The organism is Roseibium salinum (assembly GCF_026240905.1).
GTDB lineage: Bacteria > Pseudomonadota > Alphaproteobacteria > Rhizobiales > Stappiaceae > Roseibium > Roseibium salinum.
Window position 1 is genome coordinate 4,504,294 of the sequence record NZ_JAPEVI010000003.1, and the last position, 17,436, is coordinate 4,521,729.

Here is a 17,436-nt window from a genome sequence, read left to right on the forward strand (position 1 = left end):
CAGGGGCGGTGGGTTTTACAGAGCTTCCCGCGTCCAAGGGTATGGCCTGCCTTCGTGTGGAAACGCACGAGGGCAGGCTGCTCATATCCCGGCCTTTGAATTCGGCTTTGCTGCATTGGATCGGGCCTGTGGCGGTGAGGCCAGTATCGGCAGATGGCCATCCTGCCGCTCTCTCTCGGCGGCCTGCCCGATCTGCCCTAAGGGTGCCCCATTCCTGCGTTGCAGTAGCGGTGACGCGAAGGAGCAGCCTCTCGTTGCGCCCTTCCGTCTCTCGTTCGCGGATGCCGAACCCGGTGTCCGACCTTCAAATGCAGCCAGCAAAACGTCCCGGGGTCTCATGCGAAATCACCTTTCCCTCGTCGCCATGCTTGCAGCCATGATCGTGTCCTTTCAGGCGCGCGCCGGAGAACTTGAGGCGGAGCGCGGCGAGCCGCGGCCTTTCAGCTTCGGTATTCTGACAGAGACCGCGCGCCGGGCCGCGGCCCGTCCGTATCAGGAGCCGGAAGTGCGGGCGTCGCGGACGCTTGAAGACATCGATTATGATGCCCATTGGCAAATCGGCTTCCGCAAGGAAGAGACGGTCGAGCTTGCACCGGGCGTGCCCCTGCAGTTCTTTCACCTGGGGCGCTTTTTCAAGGAGCCGGTGACACTGCATGAGGTGCGCGACGGGGAGGCCCGGGAAATTCTTTATTCGCCCGACTATTTCGACATACCCGACGACAATCCGGCCCGGGAGTTGCCGTCCGATATCGGCTTTGCCGGTTTTCGGGTCATGAGACCGGATCTGGAAACGGACTGGATATCGTTCCTTGGCGCGGCCTATTTCCGCACCGATGGCCAGTCCCGCCAGTACGGGCAATCCGCCAGGGGGCTTGCCGTCGACACCGGCCTGTCGACACCAGAAGAGTTTCCGCGGTTTACCGAATTCTGGTTCGAGCCGGCCACCTCGGAGGACGAGACGCTTACCGTCTATGCGCTCATGGACAGCCCGTCCGTCACCGGCGCCTATCGGATGAGCATGAACAATGAGGAAGGCGAGGGGCAGGTCATCGATGTGGACAGTCACCTGTTCTTCCGCAAGCCGGTGGAACGGCTCGGCATTGCGCCCCTTACCAGCATGTACTGGTATTCGGAAACCAACCGCTCCACGGGTCTGGACTGGCGGCCAGAGGTTCACGATACCGACGGGCTGGCGATCATCAGCGAAACGGGAGAGGAAATCTGGCGTCCGCTCAACAATCCCTCACAGATCCGGGTCTCCACGTTTCAGACGGACAACGTGAAGGGATTCGGTCTTGCGCAACGCGACCGGACTTTCGCAAATTACCAGGATGACGGTGTCTTCTACGACAAGCGTCCGTCCGTCTGGATCGAGCCCCGGGAGCCCTTCGGGAAGGGGGCGGTCCAGCTTGTGGAACTGCCGACCGACGATGAGATCTACGACAACATCGTTGCCTATTTCCTGCCTGAAGACCTTCCGCAAGCCGGGGAGGAACGGCAATTCGCCTATCGGATGACATGGCGCGATCGCCACCCGCTGCCCCGCAGCGGCGCGCGGGTGGCCGCGACCCGTGTCGGGCAGGGCGGGGTTCCCGGCCAGCCCCGTCCGGCGGACCAGATCAAGGTCGTCATCGATTTCGCCGGCAAGGCCCTTGAGGGAAAGAGAGCGGCGGATGAAATCGAGCCGGTTGTGGAACTTTCGAAAGGAGAGCCGATTAATGCTTATGTACTGCCGGTCGTGGGGACCAGTCGCTGGAGGGTGATATTCGACGCCAGGGTGAACGACGACAATCCGATCGAGGCCCGGGTCTATCTGAAAACGGAGAAGGACGTTCTTTCGGAAACGTGGCTCGGACAGATTTCCAACCAAATGGTGGCCAGGCCCCGATAGCAACCGCCCTCCTTCCGAAACGCGAAAAAAATTGTGCCAAACGCGAAACTTTGAATTGCCCCAGCGGACTATAACCCCATGTTAGGTAAAGGAGCCGATTTTACGGAGTCGCCTAGCGATGGAAGTTGAATGATGGAGATCTATACACGTTTCGCTGAAGATTACAGACAAAGAAACCTGGAAGAATTGACAATCCAGGACTACCTTCTCGGCTGTCGGGACGATCCGATGATGCGCGCCACAGCAGCCGAACGGATGATCGCCGCGATCGGGGAACCGGAGGTCATCGATACGAGCCAGGACCAGCGTCTCGGCCGTATCTTCATGAACCGGACGATCAAACGGTATGCCCCCTTCGAGCGCCTTTATGGAATGGAGACGACGATCGAACGCATCGTCGGGTTCTTCCGTCATGCCAGCCAGGGTCTGGAGGAGCGCAAGCAGATCCTCTACCTGCTCGGTCCGGTGGGCGGCGGCAAGTCCAGCATCGCCGAAATTCTCAAGCAGCTGATGGAGCAGGAGCCGATCTATGCGCTCAAGGCGGGCGACGAGATCAGCCCCATCTTCGAATCGCCGCTCGGTCTCTTCAATGCGGATCGCATGGGCGATCTGCTTCAGGACAAGTACAACATTCCCAAACGGCTTCTGACGGGGCTGATTTCCCCCTGGGCCGCAAAGCGCCTCGACGAATTCGAAGGCGACATTTCCAAGTTCTCGATCGTCAAGCTCTACCCGTCCAAGCTGCGGCAGATCGGGGTGACCAAGACCGAGCCCGGTGATGAGAACAACCAGGATGTCTCCGCGCTGGTCGGCAAGCTGGACATTCGAAAACTGGAGCAATTCAGCCAGAACGATCCCGACGCCTACAGCTACTCCGGCGCGCTCAACCGCACGACCCAGGGGCTGATGGAGTTCGTGGAAATGTTCAAGGCACCGATCAAGGTGCTGCACCCGCTGCTGACGGCGACCCAGGAGGGCTCCTATGTCGGCACGGAGAACATTGGCGCGTTCCCCTATCAGGGACTGATTATCGCCCACTCCAACGAGGCTGAGTGGTACCAGTTCAAGACCAACAAGAACAATGAGGCGTTTCTCGACCGGATCAGCGTGGTGAAGGTGCCCTACTGCCTGCGCGCTTCCGCGGAGTCGGAGATCTATGGCAAGCTCCTCAGCGAGAGTGCGCTGTCCGATGCGCCCTGCGCGCCTGAAACCCTGCCGCTTCTGGCCCGTTTCAGCGTGTTGACCCGGCTGCATGAGCACGAGAATTCGACGCTCTATTCCAAGCTGCGGGTCTATGACGGCGAAATGCTGAAGGACAGCGATCCGAAGGCCAAGTCCATGCAGGAATACCGCGATGCGGCGGGCGTCGACGAAGGCATGAACGGTATCTCAACGCGCTTCGCCTTCAAGGTTCTGTCGGAGACGTTCAACCACGATACGGAGGAGGTCTCCGCCGATCCGGTGCATCTGATGTATGTGCTTGAACAGGCGGTCCGGCGCGAGCAGTTCGACAAGGAGACCGAGAGCAAATATCTCAACTTCCTGAAATCGGAACTGGCGACGCATTATGCGGAGTTTATCGGCAACGAAATCCAGAAGGCCTATCTGGAATCCTATACCGACTACGGGCAGAACCTGTTCGACCGCTACATCGCCTATGCCGACGCGTGGATCGAGGAGCAGGACTACAAGGATCCTGACACGGGACAGATTTTCGATCGCGAGGTTCTGGAAAAGGAACTGGAGAAGATCGAAAAGCCGGCCGGTGTCTCCAATCCCAAGGACTTCCGCAACGAGGTCGTGAAGTTCGTCCTGCGGGCCCGTGCCGAGAACCAGGGCCAGAACCCTGACTGGCGCCGGTACGAAAAGCTTCGCCAGGTCATCGAGAAGCGCATGTTCGGCAAGGTGGAAGAACTCCTGCCGGTGATCAGCTTCGGTGCCAAGCGCGACAAGAAGACCGATGAAAAGCATCACGAATTCGTCGAGCGCATGACCCGTCACGGCTACACCGAGCGTCAGGTGCGCCGGCTGGTCGAATGGTACATGCGCGTGAACAAGGCAGGATAACGGGTCTGGTGAGGCTGATAGACTATGGCGCATTTCGTCGACCGCCGACTGAACCCGAAAGACAAGAGCCTGAGCAACCGTCGGCGGTTCCTCAAGCGGGTTCGCGCTCAGATCAGGGAGGCGGTTGACGAAGCGGTCCGCGAGCGCGGCATCGCCGATGTGGGGCGCGGCAAGAGCGTTTCCGTGCCCACGGGCGGGGTCGCCGAGCCGACCTTCCGCCAGGCACAGGAAGGCGGGCGGCGCGAGCGGGTGTTTCCCGGCAACAAAACCTTCCAGACCGGCGACAGGATTGCCAAGCCGCGCGGCGGCGCGGGCGGCGGCGGCCGGCAGGGCGCGCAATCCGGCGAGGGGGAAGACGACTTCCTGTTCGCGCTGTCGCGAGAGGAATTCCTCGACTTCTTTTTCGAGGATCTCGAACTTCCCGACCTGGTGAAACAGAGCCTCAAGGAGATTACGCGCACGCATCCGCGCCGCTCCGGATATTCCATCACCGGATCGCCCGCAAACATCAACGTGGCGCGCACGATGCGCAACGCGTTCGGCCGACGCATCGGCCTCAGGCGCCCGAAGGACAAGGAGGCGCAGGAGCTGGTGAACCGGATCGTCCAGCTGGAGCGGGTCTCATCGCCGACCGAAGAGCAGAAAAAGGAACTTGCCGCCTTGCGGGTCAAGTGCGACGAGGTCACCCGGCGGCGCAAGGTGATCGCCTATATCGATCCGCTCGACGTGCGCTACAACTACTTTCAGCAGCAGCCGGAGCCGAACGCGAATGCGGTGATGTTCTGCCTCATGGACGTCTCGGCATCCATGGGGGAGCGCGAGAAGGACCTGGCCAAGCGGTTCTTCATGCTGCTGCACCTGTTTCTGGAGCGCCGCTACGAAAAGACGGACATCGTCTTCATCCGCCACACCCATGACGCGGACGAGGTGGACGAGGAGACGTTCTTCTATTCGCCCCAGACGGGCGGCACCGTGGTCAGCACGGCGCTCGTCAAGATGAAGGAGATCATCAGCGAGCGCTATTCGCCTTCGGAGTGGAACATCTATGCCGCGCAGGCCTCGGACGGCGAGAATTTCAGCGGCGACTCGGCCAAATGCGCCGGGCTCCTGTCCCAGGAACTCATGCGCATTTGCCAGTATTTCGCTTATGTCGAGATCGTCGACGAGGACGAAGCCCAGCTGATCAACAGCGAGGCAAGTGGAATGGAGCTCTGGGAATCCTATCGCCAGGTGGTTGACATCTGGCCCAATTTCGCGCGCAAGCGCGTTGCCAGGGTCTCCGATATCTATCCCGTCTTCCGGGAACTCTTTTCACGCAGCCGCGCCGGAGAACCCCATGGCTAAGGTTACCCGCAAGCCCAAACCAGGTCTGCTGTTCGAGCAGGTCGACTGGGACTTCGACAGGCTGCGGCGAACCTATGACGCGATCGAAGAGGTTGCCCGCAAAGATCTGGAAATCGATGTCTATCCGAACCAGATCGAGATCATCTCCTCGGAACAGATGCTCGATGCCTATTCCTCCATAGGCATGCCGCTGATGTACCGGCACTGGTCGTTCGGAAAGCACTTCCTCTCCCATGAACGGCTTTACCGCAAGGGCGCGCGCGGGCTCGCCTACGAGATCGTCATCAACTCCGATCCCTGCATCAGCTACTGTCTTGAAGAAAACACGATGCCGCTGCAGGCGCTCGTGATGGCGCATGCCGCTTTCGGCCATAACCACTTCTTCAAGTCCAATCATCTGTTTCAGCAATGGACCGACGCGGAGGGGATTCTCGATTATCTGGAATACGCGCGCCGCTACATCGCCGGCTGCGAGGAGTTGCACGGTCCGGGCAGGGTCGAGGCGGTCCTGGATGCGGCCCACGCGCTGATGCCTTACGGCGTATTCCGGCACCGCCGCCCGCGGCGTCTATCTCTCCAGGAGGCGGAAGAACAGCGCCGGGAACGGATCGCGGCCGCCGAACAGAACGTTTATTACCTCTGGAACACGATCCCGGATATCCCGGGCAGCAAGGAGGAAATCGATGCCGCCCTCCAGGAGCGCAAGCGGGAGATGCAGCTGCCGGAGGAAAACCTGCTCTATTTCCTGGAGCACTACAGCCCCATCCTGGAATCCTGGCAGCGTGAGATCCTCAGGATCGTGCGCAATGTCAGCCAGTATTTCTATCCGCAGAAACAGACCAAGGTCATGAACGAGGGCTGCGCCTGCTTCGTTCACTATTACATCCTGAACAAGCTCTATGCCGAAGGGCGCGTGTCCGACGGGGCGATGCTGGAAATCCTGCACAATCACACCAACGTGCTGACACAGCCGGATTTCGACGACCCGCGTTTCAGCGGCATAAATCCTTACGCGCTGGGCTTCGCGATGATGCAGGACATCCGGCGCATCTGCGAGGAGCCGAGCGAGGAAGACCGCGAATGGTTTCCCGATATTGCGGGCAAGGGCGATTGGCGAAGCGTGCTGAAATACGCCTGGGCGAATTATCGCGACGAAAGCTTCCTGCAGCAGTTTCTGTCCCCGGCGGTGATGCGCCGGTTCCGGATGTTCGCCCTGACCGATGAGACCGGGGATTCACACCTCACCGTGACCGGCATCCACGACACGAGCGGCTACCGGCATCTCAGGGATGTGCTAGCGCGCAACCACGACATATCCAACACGGACCCGGACATCCAGATCGTCGATGCCGACCTTCTGGGGGACCGCTGCCTGCATATGCGCGTCATAAAGCGCGACCGGGTGCCGCTGGACGCCGCCAGCAGGGACGCGACGCTCAAATATGTCGAGCGGCTCTGGGGCTATAAGGTCAAGCTTGAAGAGGTGGAGGCGACGCTCTGACGGGGCGGATTGTCGAAGCGTTCGTTTGTCGCCGGGAAGATCAATGACGCTCCCTGTCCCGGTTGCGCTGCTTCTGCGGCCGATGGGCCATACCTAAACCGCTGAACCTTGAACGGATACAGGCAAAGCGGCCAGCGGCGCGTGTCTTGTTCGAATTCCCCATTGACCCAGATTGATCCGGCGGCGCCTTCAATGGCTCCGCGCCCGAGGCCACCGCAACAAACCGGTGACTATAATCCCCATTCCTGGCAAAGGCTCTGGACACAACTTGCTTGGTCACGCATAACTCCGCCAAAATCATCTTTTTTGCGACAACAAAATTCAGGTCGAAGTCCAATGCAGTCACGTCATGATCCATGCACAGCTCCAGGCCGCCACTCTCCTCCCGCACGAGATTGCCTTAGAACCGGATCAGCATCCGCACTGTAGTCTTCGGATAATGTTTAACTATACTGTATATGGCTTATGAATAATAAAAATAGAATAGTTGTAATCTGTGTCAAATGGGGAAGCCGGTATTCCGCAGATGATGTGAACATACTGGCGAACGCAACAAGAAATCACCTCGAATACGAGCATGACTTTGTCTGTGTTACTGATGATCCGGAAGGCCTGGCGGACAGCATCACAGTCAGGCCGCTGAATCTTCAACAGCTTCTCGAAAGAGGCATGCATACAGGCGGTTGTTGGCCAAAGCTGATCGCGTACAGCGACGAGATTTCCGGCGCTTATGACTATGCCCTGTTTCTTGACCTGGACATTGCCGTGGTTGGTCAACTCGCTCCTCTGGTCGACTGTGTGAAAAAGGAAGATGCGCTGTTCCTGATGGCGAAACGTCCCGCCTTCGGCTGGCGGTTCCTGCCCAAATGGTTCCATCCGGACAAGCTGGGGAACTCATCGGTCGTGGCTTTCAGGCCAGAAAGCCAACGGCACCTGTTTCATGATTTCAAACACCCGATCGGCGGGAACGACCAGAACTACGTCAGCAAGTTTGCCAAGAACTCATGGCGCTTCCCGCTGGCCTGGTGTCCTTCGTTCAAGTTCTACGGCCACTATTTTCCAATCTGTCTGTTCTTGAACGGCTACGAACGGGCGCTCCGTGATCGCTCAGCAATCATCATTGTCTTTCACGGAGAGCCAAAGATGCGCGAGCTTGCGGATGTAAGGCTGGGCTTCTGGGGCAAGCCCAAACGCTTCAGCTATGGCCCGGTCAAGTGGATCAAAGCATATCTCGAGCAATATAGTTCGCTTCAGAGCGTTACTCGTACCGCAACTTCTGCAGGTGCCGAGGAAACAAACGTCGAGGACATGGCGCCGGCAACTCTTCCCTGACGCTTCACCGTTGCCGGCCGGCAACGGCGATGGCGACCTTTCGGCCCTCGCCATTGGTCAGCATGGCAAAGCCCATGTCGTCAATGTTACCGCTCAGAAGCGTGGATCTGTGCTGGGGATTGTCCAGCCACTGGTCCACGAAGCCGGTGACGTCCTCGGCCGTGGCAAAGGTACCGCATCCGCCGCAGGATGCCGCGAGAACCTGAAGGCCGGCCCAGGAGCGGCGGTCCTCCTGCGGCAGGAGGTCGAAGAGCTGGTGCTGCCCGCTTGCGAGCGTGTCGGAGGAACCCGGCTCGGGGAGAAGCTTTTCGGCAGCCCGGCTGAGTGCCGGGTTCGGCGACACGGGCTGAAGGCCCTGCTGCTCCCTTGCGCGGTTGACGGCTTCGACGGCGCGGTCATCCAGTTCCCCGGTGTCGAGGCGGGTGGGTTCTTCGCCGGCCTGAAGTCCGCGCGGTGTCCCCGGCCCGGAAAAGGTCTGGACGGCAAAAACCTGGCCTCCTTCGCCCGCGATCCCGAAGCCGAAACTCTCCAGGCCTTCGGCAAGGATATTGTCCCGGTGCTCAGGACTGTTCATCCAGCCCTGCTGAAATGACCGCACCCGCTCCAGGGTCGGCGGTACCGGGCAGTTGCTGCATCGGGCTATGTTCTCTCTCACCACTTTCCAGCGACTGCCGCCGTGCTCCAGAAACCGGTCTCGCGGTGCCTCACCGTCCGGGGAGACATGCGCGTAGTAGTTTTCCTCAATCATGTCGACCGCATGGGCCTGCGCCGCTTCATCGAGCACGCGGCTCGTCTCGAGTGTTGTGAGGCCGTGCTCCTGCCGGACCTGGTTGACCTCGTTCAAGGCTTCCTTTCGAAGGGCTGCCAGATCTCCGGTCTCCTGGGCCGCGGCCGAGATCCCGGTCCAGGCCAGCAGGGCCGACGCCATGAGCAGGGTTGCTGGAGGGGCAATGGGCATGGGGCATTCTCCGTTTAGGGGCTCGGCCTTACGCCAGACCAGAGCCGCCGCGGCCGGTTCGAATTACTGTCGTGGTGCGCGGTCTTCGCGCGTCAGATAGCGGGAAAACCAGCCGGACGCCTCCCTGATCACTTCCTTGAGGGCTCCCGGTTCCTCAAAGAGATGCGTGGCATCGGGAATGACGGCAAGGCCCTTGGTGCAACCCAGGCGCTTCAGCGCTTCTTCGTTGAGTTTGAGCACTTCCGTGTCGGCGCCACCGACGATCAGCAGCGTGGGTGCATTCACCCGGTCGAAGACTTCCACGGCAAGATCGGGCCGGCCGCCGCGCGAGACCACTGCCGAAACGCGGTCGCCGAGGGTTGCGGCGGCGATCAGTGCCGCGGCGGCGCCGGTGCTCGCGCCGAAGAGGCCGATGGGGAGACCGGCGGTCCTGTCCTCTTTCATCACCCATTCGACGCCGCTGACCAGCCTGTCGGCCAGAAGGGCGACGTCGAAGACATTCGCGCGGTCCGCGGCTTCGTCCGGGCGCAGGAGGTCGAACAGCAGCGTGGCGTGCCCCGCCTCCGCCAGCCCTTCCGCAACCTGGTTGTTGCGCGGGCTCATGCGGCTCGATCCGCTGCCATGGGCGAAGACCACCAGACCCTGAGCCGGTTCCGGTATTCTCAAGATGCCGGGCAGTCCGGGCGGCTTGACGGTGACCGTGTCGATCGCCACGTTGTCATTGGTGAAAGGGCGGTTGACTGTGGGAAACATTTGCTCCTCACTGGAAGAGTGTTCCGTGATGCCGGGTCTGCCGGTGCTCGAAGGTAAAACTGTCCTGGTGCCGGCAAGGTTCCGCGGTGTCTTCCGTTCCCCGCGTGCTCTGCGCCTCCGGGGTTTCGGGTCGGCCGCGGTCAACGTTCTGCCCCGAATGACCTGTTATACCAACCGTCATTGATTATGACTCATCTGATGGACCATATCGGTTTGCCGGCGAGGCGCGTCGCGCAGCTCGACCGTCCGGTCGGGCAAGCGATGCAACGACGTCCGGCGGGCCTATATGGTCCACCGAAGGCCGTGTTTTCGAAACGCCCGGACATCGTCGCGCTTCTTGGCCGATGCCCCGCATCGCCCTGCGAAGCGCTCCTCGCCGGACGGTCCAAAAACTCGGTCAGATGGGTCATAATCAATGACGGTTGGTATTACTTTGCCAGGCGCAAAATTGATCGGGATGGCACCGGCGTATCAAGTCGGGCGGATCACGATGGCAGATAGGGAACACGAGGTTAAGGTCAAGCCGGGCTCCTGCCGGCGGTACAGATCGGAGCGGTGCGATGCGAAGCTACACGTTGGAAATCGATCCGGAGCAACTGGTATTCTGGACAAGGGCCGAGCTTGCCCAAAAGCCTTCACGGCTGAAGACATGGGCAAGCTGCGGACGGGAGGTTCGCACGTTCGACAAGCGGCCGGAATTCCTGATTGGCGATGCCGAAGAGGAAGACCTCAGCGAAATTGCGACCGTGGCGAGCCTCGAGATCCGTCCTGGAAGCGAGAAGGAAGGCTGGTCGATCTCCGTGCTGGTCGAGGACGAGCCGGGGCTGAGCATCTCGGATCAGGACGTTGAAGACGGTGAGGATGAAATCGACCTCGAGACCTTCTACGACACGTTCCTCCTGCCGGGCCGGGGAACCGTCTACGTTACCGCAACCGTCAGGGACGCAGCGGCGCAGGCTCGGGCGACGCGGTTCCTGGGAGACGTCCTGAACGACCGGCATCGCGTCTCGCCGGCGCGGCAGAGGCCCTGAACCCGGTACTGGAGCACGCCTGTCGGCGGCCTTACCGGCCGGACAGTCTAAAGATGATCCATTTCGTAGTCGGTGCAGGAATGGTTGAGCATCGACAGGGCGTCGGAAAGGTAATCCGCCAACAACGGGTGGCCGCACAGATATTCCGCCGTTCGTTCGTTATGCGCATCGGCCGCTTCCGAGCGGACCTGTTCCCAGTCCTCGCTCGAATAATCTTCCCGGCCCAGCCACATCAGCGCCACCAGGTCGATCTGCTCGTCTACTGACAGGTTGCTGATCAGGGACGTCAGTTCTTCACTCACCGGATCGTCCGGGTGGTCTTCCAGAACCGCCAAATCATTGTCGTCGCTCGGGTTGGATCCCGGGTCCGGCTCCGTCACGACGTCCTTGGCATCCAGCTCACGCGCCTTGAAAATGATATAGCAGACCTTTTCCAGCGGAATCGCGAGTTCGGTCTGACCTGCGTCGACAACGTGTCCGCGTTTCATTGCCTTTGTCCTTAAATCGATCGCGGTTCCGGTTTTCACCGGGCCCGGTCCATTCAATTACACGGACTCCCACCCGGCGCGCCGGCATTGATGCTGGTCAAGCGGCCTTCGACCATCATAGCACGCATTCAGCTTGCGGTAGAGAGAGGCGCGGCACGCGATCATAGTGACGACAGGTGTCCGTGACTACCTGCCACAGGATTTCCTTTCCCCTTTACAGCGTCGATGCTGCAAAGGGGGCCGCCGGCCTGGGAGCCTACTGACCGTTTGCGGGCGTCTTGGCGGGCGAACGAAGAAAGGCCGCGCATCATACGCGGCCATTTGTCGTCGGGAATGGGCCTTCCGCTTACCGGTGCGGGAAACCGGCCTTGGCCGTCCCGTTCCAGTCACCCTGGAATGGCATGGCGTGCCGCGCGTTGCTGGTCCCGGCGGCATGTATCTTCGCAATGCTTTCCTTTTGCAGATCCTGGCTCAGCGGTTCCTCTCCGTTCAATGTGCCGACATGCTGCAGGATCAGCAACCGGTTGCCGGCTGCATCGCGCAGTGCTTTGGCATTGAATTCCTGCTGCTGGTAAATGGATAGAGGCCTGTTGCCGGTGGCATCGCCGTAGCGGTCGAAGAGATTGTCGGCCTGTGCGGTAGCGACAGATGCGCCGGACAAAACGGCGGCGGTTGCCAGGATAGACAGAAGTTTTTTGCTCGTATGCATGGTTTTCTCCTCAATGGGTTCTCTCACAGGCTTCAGTGCGGGTGCGACCCGTCGCGCCGCTGGCTGCCTGAGACGGTATTTACGACCACCTGCTGTCCGGGTTCCCTTGCTTGCGGTCAAATAACAAGCACGAAAAAATGAGCGGGCCGGACCGAGAACGGCAATACGGAGTTCACCTGAAGTAACCAGAAACAACGTTTTTGTGTCTTCGCTTTATTCTGGCCATTATTATTCTCAAATAAGCGAGAGTATCCTTGTATGTAGTTCGTAATCGCGTTTCTTGAACTTACATACCCATTGTGCCGCTAGTAAAATGGAGAGTGAGATGGCCGGTGGAGCAGATACCTTCGTGGAAGAAATGCAGGCGGAGATTCCGCATTTGCGCCGCTTTGCGAAAGCTATGACCGGTTCTCGGGATGCCGGGGACGATCTTATGCAGACAGCTCTCGAGCGGGCGCTGCGAAGCAGGTCCCAGTTCAAAGATGGCGCGGTGTTGCGCCCCTGGCTGTTTGCCATTGTCCGGAACGCCTTCCTGGACGAGTGCCGCAAATTCGGTCGGCAGGGACGGCAGGTCTCCCTTGAGGACTGGTACGAAGGCGTTTCGCTCGCCCCCTCTCAGGAGCAGTGTCTCGAACTGGACGAGGTCGTCAGGGCGATGGAAAAGCTGCGTCCGGAGGAGCGTACCACCTTGCAGCTCAGCGCCTTTGGCGGGCTTTCCCATGCGCAGATCGCATTTCAGACCGGTGTCGCCATCGGGACCGTCAAAAGCCGCCTGTCACGCGCCCGAGAGTCTCTCGGCTGACACCTCTCACTAGATCCAGAGCCTTACGCTGACGCCCTGCCGACCGTCAGGTCATGCGGTTGGCCGGATCTGCCAACCGTGTCACCGCATCAAGAGGATCGGCACCTTGCACGTGCGCACCATTTCCGTGGTGGTCGAGCCGATGATCAGATTGCGGATGCGCGAGTGGCCGTAGGCGCCCATGACGATCAGGTCGTAGTGCTGCTCTTCCACCAGCCTGGCCAGCGTCGCTTCCGGCTTGCCGTTGTCGATGACGATCGCGGCGTCGAAGCCGCCGGCCGCCAGCGTTGCCTTGGCACTTTCCAGCGATTTGCGGATCTCCGCAGTTTCCGCACCCGCGAAGGCCAGCGTGACGGGCAGGCCCGCCAGCAGCTTGTGCCGGGCCAGGTAATCCACGGCCTTCAGTGAGGACTGTCCGCCGTCAAAGGCAATCAGCACTTTGGTGACCGGCTTGAACTCGCGATTGGCGACGAACACCGGCTTGTGGCTGGAGCGGACGACGCGCTCCAGGTTGGAGCCGAGATGCAGCCTGGCGAAATCAGCCGCTTCACCGCGCTTGCCGATGACGATCATGTCGCCGGTGTCTTCCTTGGCGAGAACCGTCTCGACGAGGTCGCCCTGCCGCAGCCGGGTTTCCACGTTGACGCCATCGGCTTCGACTATCGCCCTGGCATCTTCGAGGATAGCGCGGCCCTGGGCCTGGGCGAGCTTCGCGCGCTGTGCATCGAGTTCGCTCAGTTCCTCCAGAATGTGGGATCGGGCGCCGAGTTCGATGGCGCCGCTCAGGTTCTGGCTTGCGACGCCTTCGCGGCGGCCGAGCACGTGGTAGATTTTCACCGTGGCTCCGGTCCGCTTTGCGATCCAGGCCGCGTAGTGGCAGACGCTTTCGGAATATTTCGACCCGTCCACCAGGGCAATAAGTGTTCCTGTGGTCATTTGTGCCTCCCCTAGTGGCCGAGCAGGTTTTCCATGGCGCCCGGCTTGTCGTGAATTGCAAGCCTGTCGACGATGGTTTCCGATGCCTCGTTCATGCCGATGATATCGACCTCAGCACCTTCGCGGCGGAATTTCAAGACGGCCATGTCCAGCGCCGCGACGGAGGAAATATCCCAGATATGGGCGCGGCCGACATCGATCGTCACTTTCTCGGGGGCTTCCTTGAAATCGAACGCCTTCATGAAGTCCTCGATCGAGGCGAAGAACAACTGGCCCTCGACCTTGTAGGTCCGGTGGCGGCCGTCCGGGCTGATCGTCGTCGTCACGCGGAAGAGCTGGGCGATCTTCCAGGCAAAGAAAATACCGGACAGGAGCACGCCGACCAGTACGCCAATGGCAAGGTTGTGGGTGTAGACCACGAAGAACACGGTCGCGAGCATGACGATGGAGGAGGAGCGGGGATGTTCCCTGAGGTTCTTGATGGAACTCCAGGAGAAGGTGCCGATGGACACCATGATCATGATCGACACCAGTGCGGGCATGGGGATCTGGCCGACCAGGTCGCCCAATGCGACGACCATGAAAAGGAGAAAGGCGCCGGCTGCAAAGAGGACAGCCGGCCGCGGCCGCCGGACTTCACGTTGATCATCGACTGGCCGATCATGGCGCAGCCGGCCATGCCGCCGATGAACCCGGTTGCCGTATTTGCAAGACCCTGGCCGATGCATTCCTGGTTCCGGTTTGACGACGTGTCGGTAAGATCGTCGACGAGTTGCTGGGTCATCAGGCTCTCCAGCAGGCCGACTACGGCGACCGCGACGGAATAGGGGAAGATGATCCGCAGCGTCTCGAAAGTCAGCAGAATGTCCGGGATCAGGAAGACGGGCAGCGTGTCGGGCAGTTCTCCCATGTCGGCGACGGTGCGCACGTCCCATCCGAACAGCATCGTCAGGGCGGTGAGCACGACGATGGTCACGAGCGGTGAGGGAATGATCTTCGTCACGCGCGGGAAGAGGTAGATGATCGCCAGTCCGGCCGCGACGAGCGCAAAGGTCAGGGGCGGGACGAGCGAGGGATCCAGTTCGGGCAACTGGGCCATGAAGATCAGGATGGCCAGCGCATTGACGAAACCGGTCATGACGGAGCGCGAGACGAAGCGCATCACGTAGCCGAGCTTCAGAAATCCTGCACCGATCTGAAGGAGACCGGCAAGGACGGTCGCGGCCAGCAGGTATTGCAGTCCGTGGTCTCTTACCAGTGTCACCATCAGCACCGCCGTTGCGGCGGTGGCGGCGGAAATCATGCCCGGCCGGCCGCCGGCGATCGCGGTGATCACGGCGATGGAGAAGGATGCGTAGAGACCGACCTTCGGATCGACGCCGGCAATGATGGAGAAGGCAATCGCCTCCGGGATCAGGGCGAGCGCCACGACAAGGCCCGACAGCAGGTCGGCCCGGACGTTGCCCGTCCATTGGTTTCGGTATTGCAGGAAGGAAAACATAAACAGCCCAAAGTCCGGTTGTCCGTAGCGAATGTGCCGCTGCGGCTTACGGGAAAGTTATCTCGGGTTGTCCGGCGGATCGGCGGCCGGAAGAGCCACCCGGGAATCTCACCCGGGTCCTTGTGGTGCCAGTCTCATAGCGTGCTGCACTGCAAAAGCCAAGCCCCGAACGGCACTGTGCCTACGTAATTCACCGTAGACCCATCATCCAGGATCGCTCCGGCAGACCTGTGACGTCTGCCATCGTCTTTACTCGCGGACCTCCGCCCTGGCATCGTTTCCGAGTTGCTCGTCCAGATCCGTTATCTGCCTGGCTGCCGACATCGCGGCCTCGTCGAAGGGATAAAGCACAAGGTCCACGCCTCCGTTTTCCTTGAGGCGGGCGGCTTCCGCCTCGTCACGGGCGGTGATCGCGACCCGCCCGGCGAAGCGGTGGGTGCTCAGGGCGGTGAAAAGCCCGCTCTGCGGATCGGTCTCCGTCAGCAGGATCGTGCCATATGGCACTGCAAGCACGATCCAGCGAGCCTGGGTCAGGGGAAGATCCGTCCAGAATTCCTGCTCGGTAACGTCTCCATAGCAGACCCTGTACCCCTCGCCGGTGAAACGGCTGATCGTTCTGGGGTCGAGGTCGATGCCCAGCACGTTGTATCCGGCGTCCTCAAGGCGGCGCAGCAACTGGCTGCCGAAGCGGCCGAGCCCGAAGACGATGACATCCACCGGTGGACTGTCCTCTTCATCCTCGGCTGCCGCCTCCCGCCAGGGATCGAAATCGATCAGCCGCAGCAGGGGCCTGGACCAGGCGTAGAGCTGCTGCGAATAGGTGATCATGTAGACGGAAAGCGCGATCGTCACGAGACCGACGAGCGTGACCAGCCCGGTTGCGGACTGGTCGACATGGCCGAGGCTCAGGCCCATGGCCATGAAGATGAGCGAGAACTCGGAAATCTGCGCCACCGTCAGGCCGGCGAAGAAACCGGTACGGGCGCGGTAGCCCATCCGGCCCATGATGAGAATGACGATCAGCGGATTGCCGATCAGCACGAACACGGAATAGATGACGGCGTATATGAAGTCCTGGCCAAGGGTGGAAAAATCCAGCGTCGTGCCGATGGACAGGAAAAAGAACAGGAGCAGGAAGTCCCTAAGCGCGGAAAGCCGTGCCGATACCATGTCGCGATACGGGGTTGAACCGATGGAGACGCCGGCGGCGAGGCCGCCCAGTTCCTTGCCGAGCCCGACCGCTTCACCGATCGCGGCAGCGGTTGCCGCCCATCCGATGGAGGCGATGACCAGAAGTTCCGGCGTGCGGGCGAGCCGTGCCATCAGGGGATCGGCAACGTAGCGCACGAACAGGATCAGGATCACGATCACGGCCACCAGCGACCCGAGGACGATGCCCAGGTCGGCAAGGCCGCTGCCCCCTTCGGCGACCCCAATGCCGATCGTTGACAGGATAACCATGGCGATGACGACGATGATGTCCTGAACGATCAGGAAACCGAGGGCTATGCGGCCGTGCAGCGTCTCCAGTTCACGCTTGTCGCTCAACAGCTTCACGACGATGATCGTGGAGGAGAACGTCAGGGCAGTCGCGATGTAGAGGCTGGTCAACCAGTTGAATCCAAGCGCGAGGCCGATCAAGAAGCCGATACCTGCCGTGAAGACCACCTGGCCGATGCCGGTGGCGAGCGCGACCGGTCCGAGTGTCTTGACAAGGCGCCAGTCGAGTTTCAGCCCGACCAGGAACAGGAGAAGCGCGATGCCGAGCTCGGCCAGGAAACGGATCTGGTTCGCCGTCTCATGGCTCTTGTCGACAAAGGCAGCGGCCACGATCCCGACGGCGATGAAGCTGACGATAGCGGGTTGGCGCAGAACGGAGCCGATCAGCCCGATGGCTGCCGCGCCGAGCAGAAGCAATGCGATTTCCTGGAAAACGATTTCGGACATATGTCTCCTTGCAGCAGCTCAGAATTTGCTCCGCGCGTTACCTCTCCCGAGCCTGGTCGACGCTACGCAGGCTTGTAACTGGCGCTCTCGCGGAGCGCGTCAGGGTAAGACGCCGGCGAGATGACGCCAGCCGTTGCGCCGGCATCCTCGATCCGAAACCTCCAATGATTAAATCC

At 60.7% G+C, this 17,436-nt stretch carries 14 protein-coding genes, 1 pseudogene and 1 other annotated feature; of the genes and pseudogenes, 7 read left to right on the forward strand and 8 right to left on the reverse strand.

The window, feature by feature from the left end; all coding sequences use genetic code 11:
* The first annotated feature begins 337 nt into the window (after nt 1–337).
* From ON753_RS25470 to ON753_RS25485, 4 genes are all read left to right on the forward strand, one after another.
* Complete coding sequence (locus tag ON753_RS25470; RefSeq protein WP_265966771.1) at nt 338–1,891, forward strand: OpgD/OpgG family glucan biosynthesis protein; 1,554 nt, start codon at nt 338–340, stop codon at nt 1,889–1,891.
* A gap of 129 nt (nt 1,892–2,020) precedes the next feature.
* Complete coding sequence (locus tag ON753_RS25475) at nt 2,021–3,958, forward strand: PrkA family serine protein kinase (protein ID WP_323054787.1); 1,938 nt, start codon at nt 2,021–2,023, stop codon at nt 3,956–3,958.
* Nucleotides 3,959–3,982: 24 nt separating this feature from the next.
* Complete coding sequence (locus ON753_RS25480; RefSeq protein ID WP_265966773.1) at nt 3,983–5,302, forward strand: YeaH/YhbH family protein; 1,320 nt, start codon at nt 3,983–3,985, stop codon at nt 5,300–5,302.
* A complete protein-coding gene (locus tag ON753_RS25485) occupies nt 5,295–6,803 on the forward strand; it encodes a SpoVR family protein (RefSeq protein WP_265966775.1) in 1,509 nt (502 codons plus the stop codon). Before ON753_RS25480 ends, ON753_RS25485 begins: the two co-directional genes overlap by 8 nt.
* A gap of 40 nt (nt 6,804–6,843) precedes the next feature.
* Here the strand turns inward: ON753_RS25485 and ON753_RS25490 are convergent, their stop codons facing one another.
* Complete coding sequence (locus tag ON753_RS25490; RefSeq protein ID WP_265966777.1) at nt 6,844–7,161, reverse strand: hypothetical protein; 318 nt, start codon at nt 7,159–7,161, stop codon at nt 6,844–6,846.
* Nucleotides 7,162–7,334: 173 nt separating this feature from the next.
* On the opposite strand from ON753_RS25490, the gene ON753_RS25495 reads away from it, so the two are divergent.
* Complete coding sequence (locus ON753_RS25495; protein ID WP_265966779.1) at nt 7,335–8,135, forward strand: hypothetical protein; 801 nt, start codon at nt 7,335–7,337, stop codon at nt 8,133–8,135.
* Between the two features lie 4 nt (nt 8,136–8,139).
* Here the strand turns inward: ON753_RS25495 and ON753_RS25500 are convergent, their stop codons facing one another.
* Nucleotides 8,140–9,093: a CAP domain-containing protein gene (locus tag ON753_RS25500; protein WP_265966780.1), complete on the reverse strand. Its 954-nt coding sequence runs from the start codon at nt 9,091–9,093 to the stop codon at nt 8,140–8,142.
* Nucleotides 9,094–9,156: 63 nt separating this feature from the next.
* The gene (locus ON753_RS25505; protein ID WP_265966782.1) at nt 9,157–9,846 is read right to left on the reverse strand and encodes a dienelactone hydrolase family protein; all 690 of its coding nucleotides are present in this window, start codon (nt 9,844–9,846) and stop codon (nt 9,157–9,159) included.
* 560 nt (nt 9,847–10,406) lie between these two features.
* On the opposite strand from ON753_RS25505, the gene ON753_RS25510 reads away from it, so the two are divergent.
* The gene (locus ON753_RS25510; protein ID WP_265966784.1) at nt 10,407–10,877 is read left to right on the forward strand and encodes a hypothetical protein; all 471 of its coding nucleotides are present in this window, start codon (nt 10,407–10,409) and stop codon (nt 10,875–10,877) included.
* 47 nt (nt 10,878–10,924) lie between these two features.
* Here ON753_RS25510 and ON753_RS25515 read toward each other — a convergent pair whose 3' ends face one another.
* Both ON753_RS25515 and ON753_RS25520 read right to left on the reverse strand, forming a co-directional pair.
* Entirely contained in the window at nt 10,925–11,365 is a 441-nt protein-coding gene (locus ON753_RS25515; protein ID WP_265966786.1) for a DUF3775 domain-containing protein, read from the reverse strand.
* Nucleotides 11,366–11,711: 346 nt separating this feature from the next.
* The gene (locus ON753_RS25520; protein WP_265966788.1) at nt 11,712–12,074 is read right to left on the reverse strand and encodes a hypothetical protein; all 363 of its coding nucleotides are present in this window, start codon (nt 12,072–12,074) and stop codon (nt 11,712–11,714) included.
* Between the two features lie 325 nt (nt 12,075–12,399).
* Here ON753_RS25520 and ON753_RS25525 point away from each other — a divergent pair, with 325 nt between their 5' ends.
* Nucleotides 12,400–12,876 carry an RNA polymerase sigma factor gene (locus ON753_RS25525; protein WP_265966790.1) on the forward strand — a complete coding sequence of 159 codons (477 nt, stop codon included), beginning with the start codon at nt 12,400–12,402 and terminating at the stop codon, nt 12,874–12,876.
* 81 nt (nt 12,877–12,957) lie between these two features.
* Here the strand turns inward: ON753_RS25525 and ON753_RS25530 are convergent, their stop codons facing one another.
* From ON753_RS25530 to ON753_RS25540, 3 genes and pseudogenes are all read right to left on the reverse strand, one after another.
* Nucleotides 12,958–13,812, reverse strand: coding sequence for a universal stress protein (locus tag ON753_RS25530; protein WP_265966793.1), 855 nt, complete (start codon nt 13,810–13,812; stop codon nt 12,958–12,960).
* Nucleotides 13,813–13,823: 11 nt separating this feature from the next.
* A pseudogene (locus ON753_RS25535) lies at nt 13,824–15,313 on the reverse strand (SulP family inorganic anion transporter).
* A gap of 65 nt (nt 15,314–15,378) precedes the next feature.
* Nucleotides 15,379–15,436 (reverse strand) — a sequence feature (sul1 is cis-regulatory element that is thought to sense ions involved in sulfur or methionine metabolism; They are found in Alphaproteobacteria).
* A gap of 126 nt (nt 15,437–15,562) precedes the next feature.
* Nucleotides 15,563–17,260 carry a cation:proton antiporter gene (locus tag ON753_RS25540; RefSeq protein ID WP_265966795.1) on the reverse strand — a complete coding sequence of 566 codons (1,698 nt, stop codon included), beginning with the start codon at nt 17,258–17,260 and terminating at the stop codon, nt 15,563–15,565.
* Nucleotides 17,261–17,436: the final 176 nt, after the last annotated feature.